Source organism: Rugamonas rubra (genome assembly GCF_900114705.1).
GTDB classification, from domain to species: Bacteria; Pseudomonadota; Gammaproteobacteria; order Burkholderiales; family Burkholderiaceae_D; genus Rugamonas; species Rugamonas rubra.
The window spans coordinates 89804-108106 of sequence record NZ_FOTW01000021.1 but is presented as its reverse complement, the minus strand read 5'-3'; the positions used below and the strand labels follow the sequence as shown (position 1 = coordinate 108106).

The 18303-nt window shown below is 70.1% G+C and carries 13 protein-coding genes; 7 read left to right on the top strand and 6 right to left on the bottom strand.

Annotated features, from left to right (window positions below; translation table 11 throughout):
• Window positions 1-375: 375 nt before the first annotated feature.
• The 5 genes from BM252_RS21255 to BM252_RS21235 form a co-directional block, all read right to left on the bottom strand.
• Window positions 376-4143 (bottom strand): EAL domain-containing protein, encoded by a 3768-nt coding sequence (locus BM252_RS21255; protein ID WP_093389667.1) that lies wholly within the window; start codon window positions 4141-4143, stop codon window positions 376-378.
• 336 nt (window positions 4144-4479) lie between these two features.
• Window positions 4480-6693 carry a nitric oxide reductase activation protein NorD gene (locus BM252_RS21250; protein ID WP_093389666.1) on the bottom strand — a complete coding sequence of 738 codons (2214 nt, stop codon included), beginning with the start codon at window positions 6691-6693 and terminating at the stop codon, window positions 4480-4482.
• An 8-nt stretch (window positions 6694-6701) separates the two neighbouring features.
• On the bottom strand, window positions 6702-7604 hold the full coding sequence (locus BM252_RS21245; protein ID WP_093389665.1) for a CbbQ/NirQ/NorQ/GpvN family protein: 903 nt from the start codon (window positions 7602-7604) through the stop codon (window positions 6702-6704).
• Window positions 7604-8956, bottom strand: a complete 1353-nt coding sequence (locus tag BM252_RS21240) for a cbb3-type cytochrome c oxidase subunit I (RefSeq protein WP_093389664.1) — start codon at window positions 8954-8956, stop codon at window positions 7604-7606. The genes BM252_RS21245 and BM252_RS21240 overlap by 1 nt, the downstream gene beginning before the upstream one ends.
• Before the next feature lie 110 nt (window positions 8957-9066).
• On the bottom strand, window positions 9067-9903 hold the full coding sequence (locus BM252_RS21235) for a c-type cytochrome (RefSeq protein WP_093389663.1): 837 nt from the start codon (window positions 9901-9903) through the stop codon (window positions 9067-9069).
• A 455-nt stretch (window positions 9904-10358) separates the two neighbouring features.
• On the opposite strand from BM252_RS21235, the gene BM252_RS21230 reads away from it, so the two are divergent.
• The 4 genes from BM252_RS21230 (at window position 10359) to BM252_RS21215 (ending at window position 14556) form a co-directional block, all read left to right on the top strand.
• On the top strand, window positions 10359-11807 hold the full coding sequence (locus tag BM252_RS21230) for a circularly permuted type 2 ATP-grasp protein (RefSeq protein WP_093389662.1): 1449 nt from the start codon (window positions 10359-10361) through the stop codon (window positions 11805-11807).
• Window positions 11801-12751, top strand: a complete 951-nt coding sequence (locus BM252_RS21225; protein ID WP_093389661.1) for an alpha-E domain-containing protein — start codon at window positions 11801-11803, stop codon at window positions 12749-12751. The genes BM252_RS21230 and BM252_RS21225 overlap by 7 nt, the downstream gene beginning before the upstream one ends.
• A gap of 16 nt (window positions 12752-12767) precedes the next feature.
• On the top strand, window positions 12768-13571 hold the full coding sequence (locus BM252_RS21220; RefSeq protein ID WP_093389660.1) for a transglutaminase family protein: 804 nt from the start codon (window positions 12768-12770) through the stop codon (window positions 13569-13571).
• A 109-nt stretch (window positions 13572-13680) separates the two neighbouring features.
• Window positions 13681-14556 carry a proteasome-type protease gene (locus tag BM252_RS21215; protein WP_093389659.1) on the top strand — a complete coding sequence of 292 codons (876 nt, stop codon included), beginning with the start codon at window positions 13681-13683 and terminating at the stop codon, window positions 14554-14556.
• Between the two features lie 29 nt (window positions 14557-14585).
• Here the strand turns inward: BM252_RS21215 and BM252_RS21210 are convergent, their stop codons facing one another.
• Entirely contained in the window at window positions 14586-15962 is a 1377-nt protein-coding gene (locus BM252_RS21210) for a GAF domain-containing sensor histidine kinase (RefSeq protein WP_245774370.1), read from the bottom strand.
• Between the two features lie 177 nt (window positions 15963-16139).
• Here BM252_RS21210 and BM252_RS21205 point away from each other — a divergent pair, with 177 nt between their 5' ends.
• From BM252_RS21205 to BM252_RS21195, 3 genes are all read left to right on the top strand, one after another.
• The gene (locus tag BM252_RS21205; RefSeq protein ID WP_093389728.1) at window positions 16140-16520 is read left to right on the top strand and encodes an Hpt domain-containing protein; all 381 of its coding nucleotides are present in this window, start codon (window positions 16140-16142) and stop codon (window positions 16518-16520) included.
• A 376-nt stretch (window positions 16521-16896) separates the two neighbouring features.
• Window positions 16897-17328: an SEL1-like repeat protein gene (locus BM252_RS21200; RefSeq protein WP_093389657.1), complete on the top strand. Its 432-nt coding sequence runs from the start codon at window positions 16897-16899 to the stop codon at window positions 17326-17328.
• A gap of 29 nt (window positions 17329-17357) precedes the next feature.
• Window positions 17358-18269 (top strand): LysR family transcriptional regulator, encoded by a 912-nt coding sequence (locus BM252_RS21195; RefSeq protein ID WP_093389656.1) that lies wholly within the window; start codon window positions 17358-17360, stop codon window positions 18267-18269.
• Window positions 18270-18303 lie beyond the last annotated feature (34 nt).

Here is an 18303-nt window from a genome sequence, read left to right as displayed (position 1 = left end):
ACACAAACGAGGCGCAACGCCGTAGCGCGCCCATCAGGTGCGTCAAAATCGGGAAGTGAATGCCGACCCTATCCTAAGCACTTTAGTGCCATAACAACATTGACTAGAATGACAACATTGCGCAGCGCTATGTTGATAAATATCAAACTAAATGAAAATACAACGAAATTGGGCGTGCTTCAAAAAAGCTCATTTTTAGGTAGCAGATGCCGAGCGTGTTCCTTCCACTTAAGCAATGGAATTTCAGCATTCCGGAAGTGAGTCTAGGAGGCGAGAGGCCTCCGGTTGTCGAAGGCGGCATGGGGCGTGGTTCAAAAAAACGCGCCACTCATCGCCATCGTGGCCTGAGCGCGCCACCCGGGCGCGGCGCCGCGCCTACTGCAGGTGGCGCTGGCGCGCGAAGGCGTCGCGGATGTGCTGGCGCAGGGCGTCGTCGTCCCAGGGCTTGGAGAGGAACTTGTAGACGGCGCCCTGGTTGATGGCGTCGGTCACCGCCGCCAGGTCGGCGTGGCCGGACAGGATCATGCGCACCGTCTGCGGATACAGGCCTTTGACCAGGCCGAGGAAGGCGGCGCCGCTCATGCCGGGCATGCACTGGTCGGACACGATCACCTGCGCCGGCTCGAGCGCCAGCAGCTCGAGCGCCTCGGCGCCGCCGGCCGCCGTCAACACCCGGTAGCCCTCCTTGCGCAGCAGGCGGCGCAGCGCCGCCAGGTTGTCCGGCTCGTCGTCGACCAGCAGCAGGGTGTCGCGCCCGTCGGCGGACTCGGCCGGCGGCGCCAGGCACTTGCCGTCGCGCAGCATGGCGCCGAACTCGTCGGCCGGCACCGGCGGACTGAAGTAGTAGCCCTGCATCTCGTCGCAGCGCTGGCGGCGCAGGAACTGCAACTGGCCCTCGGTCTCGACGCCCTCGGCCACCACGCGCAGGCCCAGGCTGTGCGACATGGCGATGACGGCGGTGGCGATGGCGGCATCCTCGGCGCTGTTGGTCAGGTCGCTGACGAAGGAGCGGTCGATCTTGACGAAGTCGAAGGGGAAGCGCTTCAGGTAGGCCAGCGAGGAGTAGCCGGTGCCGAAGTCGTCGAGCGAGAGCTTGACGCCGAGCGCCTTGAGCTCGCGCAGGTGGCCTGCGGCGGCCTGCGGGTCGTCCATCACCATCGACTCGGTCAACTCGAACTCGATGTCGCGCGGCGCCAGGCCGTGGCCGGCGATGGCGGCGGCGATGGTGTGCTGCACCTGGCCGCCGGTGAACTGCACCGCCGACAGGTTGATCGCCACCGGCACGATGTCGACGCCGGCGCCGCGCCAGGCGGCCTGCTGGGCGCAGACGGCGTCGATGATCCAGTCGCCCAGGGCGACGATCAGGCCGGTCTGCTCGGCCAGCGGGATGAACTCGACCGGGCCGACCAGGCCGCGCTCGGGGTGGCGCCAGCGCACCAGCGCCTCGGCGCTGACGATGTGGCCGCCCTGCAGGTCGACGCGCGGCTGGTAGAACATGCAGAACTGGCCCTGCTCGAGGGCCTGGCGCAGCGCCGCCTCGAGGGCGATGCGGGCGCCGATCGCCTGGTTCATGCGCGGCGCGTAGAACACCCAGCGCTGCGGCGAGGACTTGGCCTGCTTGAGCGCCAGCTCGGCGCGCTTGAGCAGGGTCTCGGCGTCGGCGCCGTCGTCCGGGTAGAGGGCGACGCCGGCGCGCGCCGCCACCGCCAACTGCAGCGCGCCCACCGTCAGCGGCCGCGCCAGGCACTGCATCACCTGCTGCTCGAGCGCGGCAACGGCGTCGGCGCCGCCCTGCAGGGCGCCGAGGGCGACGGCGAAGGTGTCGCCGCCGATGCGCGCCACCGTGAACGGCTCGCGCAGCTCGCCACCGAGGCGGGCGGCGACGCGCTGCAGCACCTGGTCGCCGACGTGGCGGCCAAACTCGTCGTTGAGCTGGGCGAAGCCCTTCAGGTTGAGGGCGACGACGGCGGCGCCCTCGCCGCCGGCGCAGCCGTGCAGCAGCTGCACGGTGCGGTCGTGGAACAGCATGCTGTTGGGCAGGCCGGTGAGCGCGTCGTAGTAGGCGAGGTAACGCAGGCGCTCCTCGCGGTCGATGTACTGCAGGCCGAAGGACAGGTCGCCGGCCAGCTCGTCGAGCAGCAACAGGCGGCCCTCCTTGGCGAAGAAGCCGGTCTCGTTGGCGAACAGAACGAACACGGCGCAGCAGCGCTGGTCGAGCAGGATCGGCAGCGCCGCCAGGGCGCGCACCCCGCGCGCGGCCAGCTCGGCGCGCAGCGGCGCCAGCGAGGCGTCGAGGTCGATGTCGTCGCACACCACGCGGCGCAGCTGGCGCGCCGCCACGCTGGCCGGACGCGCCGCGCCGGGGCCGGCCGGGTCGGCGCCGAACTTGATCAGCTCGGCATAGCCGTCCGGCGCGCCGGCCGAGGCGACCACCCGGCCGGCCAGGGTGTGCGGGTCGATCACGCCGGCCCAGGCCATGCTGAAGGCGCCGTGGCCGACGGCGACGCGGCAGGCCTCCTGCAGCAACTCGTCGCGGTCGCGCAGGCGGACGATGGCCGAGTTGATGCCGCTGAGCACGGCGTACAACTGGCCGAGGCGGCCGACCCGCTCCTGCTGGGCGGCGGCCTCGCTGACGTCGGCGGCCAGGCCGGCGACGCGGTAGACCAGGCCGTGCGCGTCGCGGATGGGAAAGCCGCGGTCGTGGATGTGGCGCAGCGCGCCGTCCGGGCGGACGATGCGGTAGCGGTAGTCGTAACCGTCGCGGTGGCCGGGCACTTGCTGCCAGGCGCGCTCTCGGCGCTCGACCTCGGCCAGGTCGTCCGGGTGGATCGCCGCCTTCCACGACGCCGGCGCGGCGTACCGGCTGGCGCAGCTGCGCCCCCAGATGGCCTGGTAGGCCGGGCTGATGTAGAGCACCCGGCCGGTGCCGATGTCGACCAGGTAGAAGATATCGCCGATGTTCTCGGCCAGTTGGCGGAAGCGCGCCTCGCTGTCGCGCAGGCGCTCGGTGAGCTCGCGGCGGGCGCGCAGCTCGGCCTCGAGCTGGGCGACGTTGGCGTTGATCTCGTCGACCAGCAGCAGGTTTTCGTAGGCCACCGCCAGCTGGGTGGCGACGGTGGCGACGGCGCGCTCGTCGATTTCGCTGAACTCGTCGGCGCCGAGCTTGTCGGCCAGGTAGATCCAGCCGTAGTCGCGCCCGCCGGCGCGGATCGGCACGGCCAGGAAGGAGCGCCGCGGCCGGCCGGCGCCGTCCAGGCCGGCGCGGGCCGGTGCCCGGTCGAGGTCGCGCAGGCGCTGCGGCTCGCGCTGGCCGAGCAGGAAGCCGAGCAGGCCGGCGTCCGGCGCCAAGGCGGCCAGCGCCGCCTGCTCGGCGGGGTCCAGGCCATGGCAGGCGAAGTGGCGCGCCGCCGCGCCGCCGGGCTCGACGATGCCGACCGCGCAGTAGCGCGCCACGCCGATCTGCCGCGCCACCTTGGCGGCGTAGTCGCACAGGTCCTGGGGCTGGCGCAGGGCGGCGATCTCGATGCCCATGTCGATCAGCGCGGACAGGCGCAGGCCCACCGTCTGCAGCTCGGCCAGCGAACTCGACAGACGCTGCGTGGTGTCCTGCATGTCGCGCTGCAGCGGCGCGTCGGCCGGCGCGCGGGCGGCCATGTCGGACATCTGCTGGTTGCTGTCCTCGGCGCGCCGCAGGCAGACCGCCAGTTGCTGGTCGAGCGCGGCCAGGCGTGCCGGCGGCGGCGCCGGCACTGCCGGCTCGGCCGGCGCCGCCAGGCCCAGCGCCTCGTCGACGGCGCGCAGGATGGCGTCCGGCGTGGCCGGCTTTTGCAGCACCCAGTCGACGCCGCAGCGCTTGGCCATCTGGCGCGCCTCGCGCAGGTTGAAGGTGGAGGTGTAGAAGATCACCGGCACGGCGGCGAGCGCGGCGTCGGCGTCGGCGCGCACGGCCAGCACGAACTCGTAGCCGTTCATCACCGGCATCATCAGGTCGGTGATGATCAGGTCGGGCCTGGCGTTGCGCGCCAACAGCAGGCCCTCCTGGCCGTCGGCCGCCGCCAGCAGCTGGTGTTGGCCGAAGCTGAGCAAGGCGCTGAGGAACTGCCGGTTCAGCACATGGTCGTCGACGATCAGGATGGTGGCCAAGTCGCCTCCTGGCGGCTGGCGCTGACCATGCCGCCGCCGGCTTCATCAAGGACTAAACGGTCAGAATCTATCGCCATGTGCCGCCACCGGTTCGGTGGAACCATTTCCACCGTTGTGCTGTGAATCGCCCCGCCACCGCGCGCGCCGGCCGCCGCCGGGACGCGGGCGCGCCGCCGTTCGGCGGACGTCGATCGATGTTTGAGTATAGAGCGGAGTTTTGCGATTCCACAAGCAATGGATAAATTGTGCCCGCCGGATATGTCGCATTGTTGCGTGACCTGCCATTTTAGTGTCTCAATGACAAGCCAGGCGGATGCCCGCCGCGCGCCGCCCCGGCTAGCGCGCCACCAGCTTGCGCAGCCAGTCGAGCAGCACCGCCGGCAGCAGCTCGGGGCGCGGCAACAAGGCGTAGTGGTGGGCGCCGAACACCCGGGCCAGGTAGCCGGCGCCGTGGCGGTCGACGGTGAGGCAGAACGGCGCGATGCCGCCGCGCCTGGCCTCGGCGACGGCCTGGCGCAGGTCTTCGAGGCCGTAGCGGCCGTCGTACTGGTCAACGTCGTTGGGCTTGCCGTCGGACAGCAGCAACAGCAGGCGGTGCGCCGCCGTCTCGGCCATCAGTCCGGCGCTGGCGTCGCGCACGGCGGCGCCGGCGCGGGTGTAGTGCTCCGGCTCCAGGCCGGCGATGCGCAGCGCCACCTCGGGGCCGTAGCGTTCGTCGAAGCGTTTGACGTCGCGCACCACCACGCCCTGCGCGCCCTCGCCCGAGAAGGCTTGCACGCTGAAACGTTCGGCCAGGCCGTCAAGGGCGACGCAGACCAGCAGCAGCGCCTCGCGCTCGACGTCGATGACGCGCCGGCCCGGCGCGATCCAGCCGTCGGTCGAGCCGCTGACGTCGACCAGCAGGGTGATGGCCAGGTCGCGCCGGGCACGCCGTTGTTGGCTGTACAGGCGCGGTTCGAGCGGCAGGCCGGCGCGGCGCTCGGCCTGGCAGTCGAGCCAGGCCTGCAGGTCGATGCTGTCGCCGTCGAGCTGCTGGCGCAGGCGCAGCGGCTCGGCGCGCAGCAGCTCGAAACGGCGGCGGATGGCCTGCAGCATGCCGGCGTGGCGGGCCAGGGTCTGCTCCAGCCACTGCGCCGAGCCGGCCGGCGCCGGCAGCGCCAGCACGGTGGCGCCGGCCTGGTTGTAGTCGTCCAGGCGGTAGTCCCATTCCGGGTGGCGGCGGCGCGGCGGCGCGGCGCCGTGGCCGGCGGTGGCCGATGGCGGCGGCGCGGCGCCGCGCGGCGTGGGCGTATCGTCCGACAGCAGCACCTCGCGCGGCCGGCCGGGGCGGCTGACCAGGCGCGCCGCCGCCAGCTCGGACAGGGCGTCGGCGTAGTCGTCGGCGGCGTCGGTGTCGGCGCGGTCGGTCGGGCGTTGAAGGCCAAACGGGTCCTCGGCCTGCTCCTGCGGCTGGGCGGTCTGCACCATCAACATGCCCGGGCGCCGCGCCTCGTCCTCGCCTTCGGCGGCTTGGCGCACCTCTGGCCGGCGCGCCAGGCGGGCGCTGCGTGTCGGGCCGCGCGCGGCGCCCTCCTCTTCTTCCCCGGCGGCGGCGGCACGGGTGGCGGCGCCGGCGGCCGGCGGCAGCAGCGCCCCGCTCCACCAATCGTCCCACAGCAGGCGGCCGCGCGGCGCCACACCGGCGTGCTCCAGCTGCGCCGTCCAGGCCTCGGCGCGGACGCGGACCTCGGCCGGGCCGGCCGGCGGTGTACGGTGATCGGGCGCGGCTGCGGTGGCGGTGGCGGATAGCACGGATGGCGGCGAATCGGCGCGGCGCGCCGGGACGCCAGCCTGCCGGTCGCTGGCGCGCGGCTGCGCGCCTGCCTGCGGCATGCCGGCGGGCGCGACGGTGTCGTAGGAGGCGGGGTCCGGGCTTTCGACTTCCTGGGCCGGGAAAGCAGCGTCCTCGGCGAGCAGTTGGCGCGCCAGCAGCTCCAGCGGGCGCAGCGCCGGCGCGAAGGACGTCAACGGCGGACGCCGCGCCAGCGCCTCGGCACGCAGCGCGCGCAGCGGCGCCGCCATGCCGGGCAGCAGGCGGGCCAGCGCGTCGTCGGCGGCGCGCGCCTCGAGCACGAGATAGACTGCGGCGGCCAGTGTTTGCTGCGGCGGAGGAGCGCAGGCGGCGCTGCCGCGCACCGCGCGCATGGCCTGTTGCAGCGTCAGCACCCGGTAGCGCGCGGTGGCCGCCGCCGCGCTGTCGCCGGGGCCGAAGCTGGCCGGCAGCCAGATGTCCCGGCCGTCGGTGGCGGGCAGCGCGATGCCGTGGGCGGGCGCCTGGCCGGGATGGAACATCTGGCCGAGCCAGGTCGGCGGCGCCGCCGGCTGGGCCACGCGCAGGCGGAAGTCGCGCTGGAAGACGGCGCCGGCGAGCAGCGACAGGCGCGGCGCCAGTTCGCTCAGTTGCAGCGGCGCCGGTGTGCGCGACGGCGGCCGGTGGCGGCGCCACCAGGCCATGGCGTAGCCGCTGGCGCGGCGCGCCACGTCGGTGATGACGTCTTCCGCTTCGGCCATCGCGGCGCCTACACGAAGCTGGCGTCGACCAGGTCGCGCATGGCGGCCAGCAGCACCGGTTCGTCCGACAGGGGCGCGACGATGGCGGCGTGGCAGGCCTGCTGCGGTGCGATGCCGCTGGCGATCAGACGGGCGGCGGCCACCAGCAGGCGCGTGCTGGGCACCTCGGCCAGGCCACGGTCGTGCAGGCCGCGCAGGCGCTGGGCCAGGGCGACCAGGGCGCGCGCCTGGCTGTGCGCGACGCCGCCCTCGCGCTCGACGATGGCGCTCTCGCGCTCGGGCGGCGGAAAGGTGAAGTCGAGCGCGACGAAGCGCTGGCGCGTGCTCGGCTTGAGGTCCTTGAGCATGCGCTGGTAGCCGGGGTTGTAGGAGACCACCAGCTGGAAGCCGGGCGCCGCCACCACGGTCTCGCCGGTCTTGTCGATCGGCAGGATGCGGCGGTGGTCGCTCAGCGGGTGCAGCACCACCACCGTGTCCTGGCGCGCCTCGACCACCTCGTCGAGGTAGCACAGGGCGCCCTGGCGGGCGGCGCGGGTGAGCGGGCCGTCCTGCCAGACGGTGCCGTCGGGGCCGAGCAGGAAGCGGCCGACCAGGTCGCTGGCGCTGAGCTCGTCGTGGCAGGAGATCGTCACCAGCGGCCGGCGCAGCCGCCAGGCCATGTACTCGACGAAGCGGGTCTTGCCGCAGCCGGTAGGGCCTTTGATCATGACGGCCAATTGGCGGGCGTGGCATTGCTCGAACAACGCCACCTCGCCGCCGGCCGGCAGGTAGTAGGGTTCGTCGCCGCGCGCGACGTCGGCAGCGTCGCGGGTGCCGGGGTCGGCCGCGACGGGCGCGTTGGCGTCGGTCCCGGCATGCGCCGCCACGCCGTCCGCCAACAGCCCTGCCCTGCCCGCTTCGGCGGCGCCCATCAGGCCCCGGCCGGCAAGGGCGCCGCCTGAGTGTCGAGCTCGGTGTGCGGCGCGAAGCGGAAGAAGTCGATGATGAACAGGGCCACGCCGAGCGCGAAGATGGCGCCGGTGATGATCAACATGACGAAGTGGATCTGGATCTTCAGCTGGGTGTCGAGGAAGCCGAGGCCCATGATGCGCTCCAGGTAGACCTGGCCGATGCCGGCGGTGGCGAACGACAGGGTCATGCCGAACATGCCGCCCAGTTGCAGCCAGAACGACCAGTAACCCATCGCCGTGCCCTCCTCCGGCCGCCGGGTCAGCGAGGGCGCGGCGAAGCTGATGATGGCCATGACGATCATGGCGTAGGCGCCATAGAAGGCGGCGTGGCCGTGCATGGCGGTGATCAGGGTGCCGTGGGTCCACTTGTTGACCGACGGGAAGGTGTGCGCCAGGCCCAGCAGGCCGGCGCCGAACAGGGTGAAGACGGCGCTGCCGACGGTCCAGTGCAGGGCCAGCTTGTTGGGGTGGGCCATGCCGGAGCGGCGGATGGTGGAGTAGGCGTAGATGGCCATGCCGACCAGGGCGACCGGTTCGAGCGCGCTGAACAGGCCGCCGATGGGCAGCCAGTAGGACGGCACGCCGACCCAGTAGTAGTGGTGGGCGGTGCCGAGGATGCCGGCGATGAAAACCAGGCCGACGATGACGTAGAGCCATTTCTCCATCACCTCGCGGTCGGCGCCGGACAGGCGGATCAGCAAATAGGCCAGGATGCCGCCCTGGATCATTTCCCACACGCCCTCGACCCACAGGTGGATGGTCCACCAGCGGTAGTAGATGGAGACGGTGTAGTTGTCGAACTGCAGCAGCGCCGGCAGGTAGAGCAAGGCGCCCAGGCCCAGGCCTGCGATCAGCACGCCCTCGGTGGTGGTGAGGCGGCCGGACTTCTTGATGGTCATGCCTATGTTGTAGAGGAACATCAGCATCACCACGACGATGACGATCTTGTGCGGCAGCGGCTGCTCGAGCAGCTTGTTGCCGGTGCCGAAGCGGAACAGGTAGCCGACGATGGCGGTGACGCCCATCAGCACCCACAGCACCAGCTGGACGTAGGCCAGCTTGACGCTGTGCAGCTCGACGCGCGACTCGTCCGGCACCACCCAGTAGGTGGCGCCCATGAAGCCGCACAGCACCCAGACGATCAACAGGTTGGTGTGAATGACCTTGGTGACGTCGAAGGGCAGGATGTAGAGCAATGGATCGGGGCCGAGGTATTTGGTGGCCGACAGCAGGCCGAACACCAGTTGCAGCCCGAACAGGGCGACGGCGACGGCAAAGTACCAGTAGGCGACCGCTTGCGATTTATATCTCATGGCGAAACTCCGGCGTGACGGACGGTGGGGTGGCGGCGGGCAGCGCTGGCGGACTCGGCGGAGTCGGCGCGGCGGCGCCGCGGTGCGGGGCGTGGCGGGCCGGCATGGCGCTATTTCAAGGAGGACAGGTAGGCGACCAGCTGCTCGATCTGCGCCGGCGTCAGGTCCTTGCCGTAGCCGGGCGGCATGAAGGAGGCGCCGCCGGCCGAGTACATGGCGCCCGGCACCAGGTGGGCGCTGGGCGCGGTGACCGACTCGCGGATGTAGCCGGCCAGGTCGCTGGCCTTGCCGTGGTAGGCGCCGGACTTGAGCAGCGCGGCGCTGCGCGCCGCCAGCCCGGCCAGCGACGGCCCGGCAAGGTTGACGCCGGGGGCGATCGAGTGGCAGGCAACGCAGGCCGGTGCGGCGTTGCGGAACACGTGCTCGCCGAGCGCGATCGGGTCGTAGCCGCTGGCCACCGGCCGCCCGCCCGGCGCGACCGCCTGGCCGGGCGCGGCGTCGCTGCCGGGGAAGGTGGCGCCGGACACCAGCAGCGGACGCGGCGGCCAGTTCTGGTTGTCGACGTTGCTGACCCAGTCGAGGAAGGCGATCAGGTCGCCGATGTCGCGCTCGCTCAGGTCCTGCTTGGGCATCAGGCGGCGGTGCCGCGTTTCGTCGTAGAAGCGCGACGGGTCGCGCAGGTAGGCGGTGAGGTAGGTGGCGCCGCGCAGCTTGGTGATCTTGGTCAGGTCGGGCGCGTAGTAGGCGCCCTCGCCGAACACGGTGTGGCAGTTGATGCAGTTGTTCTTGTGCCAGACGTCCTTGCCGCGCTTGACCTCGGCGGTGATCTTGTCGGCGTGGGTGAGTTGGTCGAACTGGCGGTGGCTGTCGAGCGTGAGGCCGAGAAAGGCGGCGCTGGCGACCACGGTGGCGCCGATGGCGAAGTGGCGGGCTTGTCGCTTGTTCATGCCGCCTCCTAGACGCTGATGGCCGGCCAGTACTTCAGCGCCGTGTAGCCGGCGTAGCCGACGGCGGCGGCCATCAGCACGATGACCAGGTAGGCGAACAGGCGAACGGGAACGATCCAAGCTTGCATACGACCTCCGTGAGAGGAACAGCAGGATGGCGGGCGCCAAGGCGGCGCGCGGCGTCGGGCAAATGTAAAAAATTTGACATTTCGTTTCCGTGGCCCGGACCCACGGACACCAGAGTAAGCCGATCCGCACCATTGTGGCAAGGCAAATCTTGCAAATATTCTATCGTGCAAGGCACAAGATTGGCCGGACTTGGCGCCCCGCCTTGGCGCGCCGCCTTGGCGCGCCGCCTTGGCGCACCGGCGTGGTGCGCCAGCGCTGGCATGGTTCTTGATTGTCACAGACGGTAAGAAGGCTAATTGAAGGCTACAACAGGGGGAAGGCGAACCATGAACAAATTCTTCAACGAAATGACCTGTGACGGCCTGGATCTGCGCGCCAGCGCCGATATCCGCGAGCACTACCGCGAATTCTGCGGCTGGTTGCAGCGGCAGAGTCCGGAAACCATCGCCCGCAAGCGCGCCGAGGCCGATTTGAGCTTCCGCCGCGTCGGCATCACCTTCGCCGTGTATGGCGACGGCGCCGGCACCGAGCGGCTGATTCCCTTCGACACGATTCCGCGCATCATCCCGGCGCCGGAGTGGGCGCAGTTGCAGCGCGGCCTGGTGCAGCGCGTCAAGGCGCTCAACATGTTCATCCACGACATCTACCACGAGCAGAACATCATCAAGGCCGGCATCATCCCGGCCGAGCAGATCTACCGCAACGCCCAGTACCGGCCGGAGATGCAGGGCATATCCGTGGCCTCGGACATCTACGCCCACATCGCCGGGGTCGACATCGTGCGCGCCGGCGCCGGCGAGTTCTACGTGCTGGAGGACAATTTGCGCGTGCCCTCGGGCGTCTCCTACATGCTGGAGGACCGCAAGATGATGATGCGGCTGTTCCCCGAGCTGTTCGCGCGCAACAAGATCGCCCCGGTCGACCACTACCCCGACCTGTTGCTCGACAACCTGCGCTCGGTGGCGCCGATGGGCGTCGACGACCCGACGGTGGTGGTGATGACGCCGGGCATGTACAACTCGGCCTACTTCGAGCACGCCTTCCTGGCCCAGCAGATGGGCGTCGAGCTGGTCGAGGGCAAGGACTTGTTCGTCAGCGACAACCACGTCTACATGCGCACCACCCACGGCCCGAAGCGGGTCGACGTGATCTACCGCCGCCTCGACGACGACTTCCTCGATCCGCTGGCCTTCCGGCCCGACTCCTCGCTCGGCGTGCCGGGCCTGCTGTCGGTCTACCGCGCCGGCCGCGTCACGCTGGCCAACGCCATCGGCACCGGCGTCGCCGACGACAAGTCGATCTACCCCTTCGTGCCGGACATGATCAAGTTCTACCTGAGCGAGGAGCCGGTGCTCAACAACGTGCCGACCTACCAGTGCCGCAAGGCCGAGGACCTGGCCTACACCCTGGCCCACCTGCCGGAGCTGGTGGTCAAGGAGGTGCACGGCGCCGGCGGCTACGGCATGCTGGTCGGCCCGGCCGCCAGCCGCGCCCAGATCGAGGACTTCCGCGCCCGCCTGATCGCCAAGCCGGACGGCTACATCGCCCAGCCGACCCTGGCGCTGTCGGCCTGCCCCACCTATGTCGAGAGCGGCATCGCGCCGCGGCATATCGACCTGCGCCCGTTCGTGCTGTCGGGCAAAACCATTTCGATGGTGCCGGGCGGGCTGACCCGCGTCGCCCTGGAGGAAGGCTCGCTGGTGGTCAACTCCTCGCAGGGCGGCGGCACCAAGGACACCTGGATACTCGAAGCCACGGAGGACGCACCATGCTGAGCCGCACCGCCGACCACCTGTTCTGGATGGCGCGCTACACCGAGCGCGCCGAAAACACCGCGCGTATGCTCGACGTCAACGTGCAAACCTCGATGCTGCCGCAGTCCGAGCAGGACGCCGCGCGCGGCTGGCGCGCCCTGCTCGGCATCTCCGAGCTGCAGGAGGCCTTCGACCGCAAGTACGCCGCGCCGCTGGCGCGCGAGGTGATCGACTTCATGGTGCGCGACCCGGACAACCCCTCCTCGATCGCCGCCTGCCTGACCGAGGCGCGCGAGAACGCCCGCGCCGTGCGCGGCACCCTGACCACCGAGGTGTGGGAGACGCAGAACCAGACCTGGCTGGACCTGAACAAGCGGCTGGCCGACGGCGTGCTGCAACACGACCCCAGCCAGTTCTTCGAATGGGTCAAGTACCGCTCGCATTTGTCGCGCGGCGTCACCCTGGGCACCATGCTGCGCGACGAGGCGGTGCATTTCATCCGCCTGGGCACCTTTTTGGAGCGCGCCGACAACACCGCGCGCATCCTCGACGTGAAGTTCCACGGCGCCAAGCGGAGCGCGCCGGGCGAGGAGATGTCGCAGCGCGACTTCTACTACTGGGCGGCGCTGCTGCGCTCGGTGTCCGGCTTCGAGATCTACCGCAAGGTCTACCGCGACGTGATCACGCCGGGCCGCATCGCCGAGCTGCTGATGCTGCGCGCCGACATGCCGCGCTCGCTGTTGGCCTGCATGGACGAGGTGCTCAACAACCTGCGCATGGTGCGCAACGACCTGTCGGCCGACACCGAGCGCTGCGCCGGCAAGCTGCACGCCGAGCTACAGTTCGGCAACATCGACGACATCCTCAAGGCCGGCCTGCACGACACGCTGACCGCCTTCCTGCAGAACATCTACGAACTGGGCAACCGCGTCAGCCGCGATTTCCTGGTGCCGCTTGCGGCTTGACGACAAAGGCCACGCGATGCGACTTTCTATCCGCCATGAGACCCGGTATGCCTACAGCACGCCGCTGGCCTACACCATCCAACAGCTGCACCTGACGCCGCGCGTCGAGGCGCAGCAGCACGTGCTGTCGTGGAGCCTGGGCACGCCGGGCCACGTGCAGGCCTACGCCGACGCCTATGCCAACCAGTCGCACATGCTGACCCTGACCCAGCCGCACCAGTCGCTGGCCATCGTCGCCCACGGCCTGGTGGAGACCAGTTGTCCGCCGCAGGGGCGGATGGGCGGCGCCGAGGCGCTGTCGCCGCTGGTGTTCACGGTGGCCACCCATTTGACGGCGGCGACGCCGGCGATCCTCGAGCTGGCCGCCGCCTGCCTGCCGGACGGCAAGGCGCAGACCCGCCACCTGATGCTGCTGGCCGAGCACATTTTTGGTGCGGTGCGCTACCAAAGCGGTGCGACCGCCGTCACCAGCACGGCCAGCGAGGCGCTGGCGCTGGGCCAGGGCGTGTGCCAGGACCACGCCCACCTGTTCCTGGCCTGCTGCCACGCCCACGGCATTCCGGCGCGCTACGTGTCCGGCTACATCGACCCGGAGACCAGCGACCACGCCGCCAGCCACGCCTGGGTCGACGCCTGGGCCGAGGACCGCGACTATGCCGGCTGGGTCAGCATCGACGTGACCCACGCGCGCTTGATGACGGACGCCTATTGCCGCCTGGCGGTGGGCCGCGACTACGACTCGGCGGCGCCGATCCGCGGCGTGCGCCGGGGCGGCGGCACCGAGTCGCTCAGCGTCGACGTGCAGATCGTGCAGCAGTGAGGCCGCGGCGGCGCGCCGGCCGGGCACAGGCAGCGGCGCGGCCGGGGTTTCGCCCGGCGGCGGACGGCGCTGCGGTAGAATCACCTTTTTACCTTTTCAAGTTTCCACCATGACTTATTGTGTAGGCATGCGCCTCGACGCCGGGCTGGTGTTTCTGTCCGATTCGCGCACCAACGCCGGGGTCGACCAGGTCGGCACCTTCCGCAAGCTGAACGTGTTCGAGCAGCCGGGCGAGCGGATGATGGTCATGATGACCGCCGGCAACCTGTCGATTTCGCAGTCGATCCGCCAACTGGTGGCCGAGCACGTCGGCGCCGACGGCGTCAGCGTGTGGAACGCGGCGAACATGTACGAGGCGGCCCGCATCGTCGGCGAGGCGGTGCGCACGGTGCACGCGCGCGACGCCAAGGCGCTGGCCGAGTTCGGCATCGAGTTCAACGTCGGCATCCTCTTCGGCGGCCAGGTCAAGGGCGAGCGCTGCCGGCTGTTCCAGATCTATTCGGCCGGCAACTTCATCGAGTCGCAGAACGAGAACACCTATTTCCAGATCGGCGAGGCGAAGTATGGCAAGCCCATCCTCGACCGCGTGGTGACGCCGGCCACCTCGCTCGACGAGGCGGCCAAGTGCGCGCTGATCTCGATGGACTCGACCTTGCGCTCGAACGTCTCGGTCGGCCTGCCGCTGGACCTGCTGGTGTACGAGAACGACACGCTGGCGGTGACCCGCTTCGCCACCATCGACGAACGCAACCAGTATTTCCAAATGATCCGCAGCAGCTGGGGCCAGCAGCTCAAGCACGTCTTCGAGGGGCTAGCCGATCCGGTCTGGAACGCCGCCGCCGACGCCACCAGCAACGTGCTGTCGTCGGCCAAACTGGGCAGCGCGCCGGTGCGGCTGGCGCCGCCCGGCCAGGCGCCGTCCAGCGGCCAGGCCGGCGCGCCGCTGCAAACGCTGGCGCAACAGTTCGGCGCCGGCCAGCCGTAGCCGGCGCGCCGGCCGCGCCCGGACGGCGCTCAGGCGGCGCTGTCGACGGCGGCGTTGCCGCCCGGCGCCAGGGTCAGCTGCGGCAGGGTCAGGGTGAAGCAGGCGCCCAGGCCGGGCGCGCTGCTGACTTCGATGCTGCCGCGCAGCGCCGTGGTCACCAGGTTGTAGGCGATGTGCAGGCCCAGGCCGCTGCCGCCGTGCCCCAGGCGGGTGGTGAAGAAGGGGTCGAAGACACGGCCCAGGTCGGCTTGCGGGATGCCGACGCCGTCGTCGCTGACGCGCAACACCACGCCCTGCCCCGTGTCCGGCTCGGCGGCGATGCTGATGCAGCCGCTGGCGCCGTCGACGAAGGCGTGTTGCAGGGCGTTGTCGAGCAGGTTGCTGAGGACGTGGCCGAGGGCGCCGGGGCAGCTGTCGAGCACGATGTCGGGCGCGATCGTGCTGCGCACCTGCTGGCCGCTGTCGCGGATGGCCGGCGCCAGCGCGGCCAGGATGGCGTCGACGGTGGCGGCCAGGTTGAAGCTGCGCCGGCTCATGCTGGCCTGGTCGACGGCGACCTGCTTGAAGCTGCCGACCAGCTTGGCGGCCTGGCCCAGGCTGCGCATCAGGATGTCGCTGCCTTGGTGGACGGTCTGGACGAACTCGCGCATCTGGCCGCGGGTGAGGCCCTGCTCCATCTGGCCGGCGAACTCCTCGACGTGGAACTGCAGCGTGCTGGCCGCCATCAGGCTGTTGCCGATCGGCGTGTTGAGCTCGTGCGAGACGCCGGCCACCAGCGAGCCGAGCGCGGCGTTCTTCTCCGAGCGCAGCAGCTCGGCCTGCATGCGGGTCAGCGTGCTCAGCGCCAGGTTCAGTTGCTCGTTGCTCTGTTGTAGCTTGGCGGCGTCGCTCTTCTGTTGCGCGATGGCGGCGAGCAGTTCGGCGTTGGAGGCCAGCAGGCGCTCCTGCTGCTCGATCAACTTGAAGTCGCTTTCGATGCTTTTTTTGATCTCCCACAACAATTCGACGTATTTATCGCGGAAATTGCGGGTCTTGTTGTCCAACACGCAGATCGTGCCGAACACCTCGTCGTCCGGCCAGAGCAGCGGCAAGCCGAGGTAGGACACCATGTTCAGGGCGACGTCGGGATTGTTTTCCCAGTGGGGGTCGTGCAGTGCGTTGGGGACGTGCAACAAGGCGCGGCTGGCCATCACGGTTTCGCAGTACAGGCCGGTGTTCAGCTTGGCCTTCTCGTCCGCCTCGTAGGGGTTGCCCGGCTTGTGGGCCGAGACCAGCACCTCGATCTGGCTGGGCAGCACCCGCATGATCAAGCCGGCGGGAACGTCGAAGATGTCGGCCATGACGTTGGTGGTGTCCTGCCATTTCGCCAGAAAGTTCTCTGGTATCTCGTGGGATTGGTAAGCCACTGGCTGTCCTTCGCATCAGCAAGCGGGGCCGGGGCGCCGCTCTGGATTGGGCCGCCGCCGCAGGCCAGCCACCGGGCCATTATACGCCGCCAAGCCGCGCCGCCCGCCGGGACGGCGCGGCGGCACGGTAAAATGCTGTTCTATTATGCAATTTTGCAACTCTTCTTGGAGCACGCCATGCCAGATCCACTCGCCGCTGCCGCCGGCGCCGCGGTTTTCAACGTCGACACGCTGCTCAACTACATGGGCGGCGACGCCAAGGGCCGCGCCACCGTGGCCAAGATCGTCGGCGACGCCTGCGCCGACGGCGACGCGCCGCTGCTGGCCGCCGCCGCCGCACTGGCCGAGCAACGCTACGCGGCGGCCGGCAAGATCCTGCACAGCCTGCGCGGCTCGCTCGGTTCGCTCGGCGCCAAACGCTTCGTCGTCAGCGCGCTGGCGCTCGAGCAGGCGCTCAACGAAGGCCGCCTGGACGAGCTCGACCGCTTGTTCGGCGAGGTTTCCGCCGAGTACCACTTGTTACTCGGTGCCGCCGCCGGCTGGCTGGCGGCGGCCTAGTGCCCGGGCTATCACCGAATACTTGATCTACCGCGTGAAAACGGGTGGGATATTCAGCTTTTATGAATTAAACTGGATGTTGCAGTGCGGGAATTCATCCACTGTCTCGGCGCCGATACAGCGTTAACGAATGGTTACACTTGTTACAGCGAAACGGGCGTCCGTCCACGGTGTGCCGATTTGTTCATGCTAAGATCGCCACCGTTATGGCCGAAACGGCCGCCGCGCCCGGCGCCGGCGCCGGCTCGAACCGGAGGCAAGATTGCGTATTTTGCAATTTTCCATACTGCAAGTATAATGGTGCGCCGCGTCGCGGCCGAACCGTCCGCCACACGCGATGCGGCACGCTCTGGTGTCAACTAAAGGTTACAAGTACATGGAATTATTCAACAAGTCGGGTTTGCTGGTGTCGTCGCTGCTGGTGGCGGTGGGCGCCCTGATCGCCTGCCAGGCGCATGAGGACGCCATGCCGCCGGCCAACGTGATCGAGGCCGCCGCGCTGCACATCGGCCCGGTCGGCCAGAGCGCCGCCGAGCGCCGTCTGCGCGAATGGGCCGAGCAGGGCTCGCCGGTGGCCCAGCGCGAACTGGCGCTGCGCTACCAGGCCGACCCGTCCAAGCACGGCGAGGCCGTGCGCCTGCTCGAGCGCGCCGCCCGCGCCGGCGACAGCCGGGCCGCCGTCAATCTGGAAACCATGTATCGCCAGGCCAGCGCGCTGAACAGCCCGGCCACCGCCAACGAATTGAGCGCCAGCCGCATGCTCAAGGAAGTCATCGCCCCGCCCAGCGTCGGCCTGAGCCGCTACTAGGCGCCCCGCGCCGTCGCCGAGCGAACGCCATGGACCGATTGCGCGCCTTGGAAGTGTTCGTCGAAGTGGTCCGCAAGGACGGCTTCGCCCGCGCCGCCGAGGCGCTCGCCACCTCGCCGGCCAACGTCACCCGCTATATCGGCGAACTCGAAGCCCACCTGCAGACCCGCCTGCTCAACCGCAGTTCGCGCAAGATGTCGCTGACGCCCAGCGGCGAGGCGCTGTTCGAGCGCGCCAAGGGCATCCTCGACGACGTCGCCGAGGCCGAGGCGGCGGTCTGCTCGGCGACGCTGCGGCCGCGCGGCCTGCTGCGCCTGAACGCGCCGCTCAGCTTCGGCGTGTTGCAGCTGGCGCCGCTGTGGGCCAAGTTCATGCGCCTGTATCCCGAAATCGAGCTCGACGTATCGCTGGGCGACCGCGTGGTCGACCTGGTCGAGGACGGCTACGACCTGGCGGTGCGCATCTCGCGCGCCGGCGCCAGCAGCAACGTGGCGCGCCGGCTGGCCACCTCGCGCAACATCGTCTGCGCCGCGCCGGCCTACCTGGCCGAGCACGGCGCGCCGGCCACCCCGGCCGCGCTGCTCGGCCACCGCTGCATCGGCTACCGCTACGCCGCCAGCGTCGACGAGTGGCAGTTCAGCGACGCCGCCGGCCGGCCCCATCCGGTCACGGTGCGCTGCGTGATGCACACCAACAACGGCGACACCGCCCGCGCCGCCGCCCTCGACGGCCTGGGGGTGATCTGGCAACCCAGCTTCCTGGTCGGCGCCGACGTGCGCGCCGGCCGCCTGGTGCCACTGCTGCCCGACTACCGTCTGCCCGACATCGACGTGCTGGCGGTGTATCCGAGCCGGCGCCAGCTGGGCGCCAAGGTCAGGGTGATGATCGATTTCCTGGTCGCCGAGTTCGCCGGCGTGCCGCCCTGGGAGCGGGCCGACTGAGGCGGGCCGGGGGCCGGCGCGCGCCGCGCGCCGC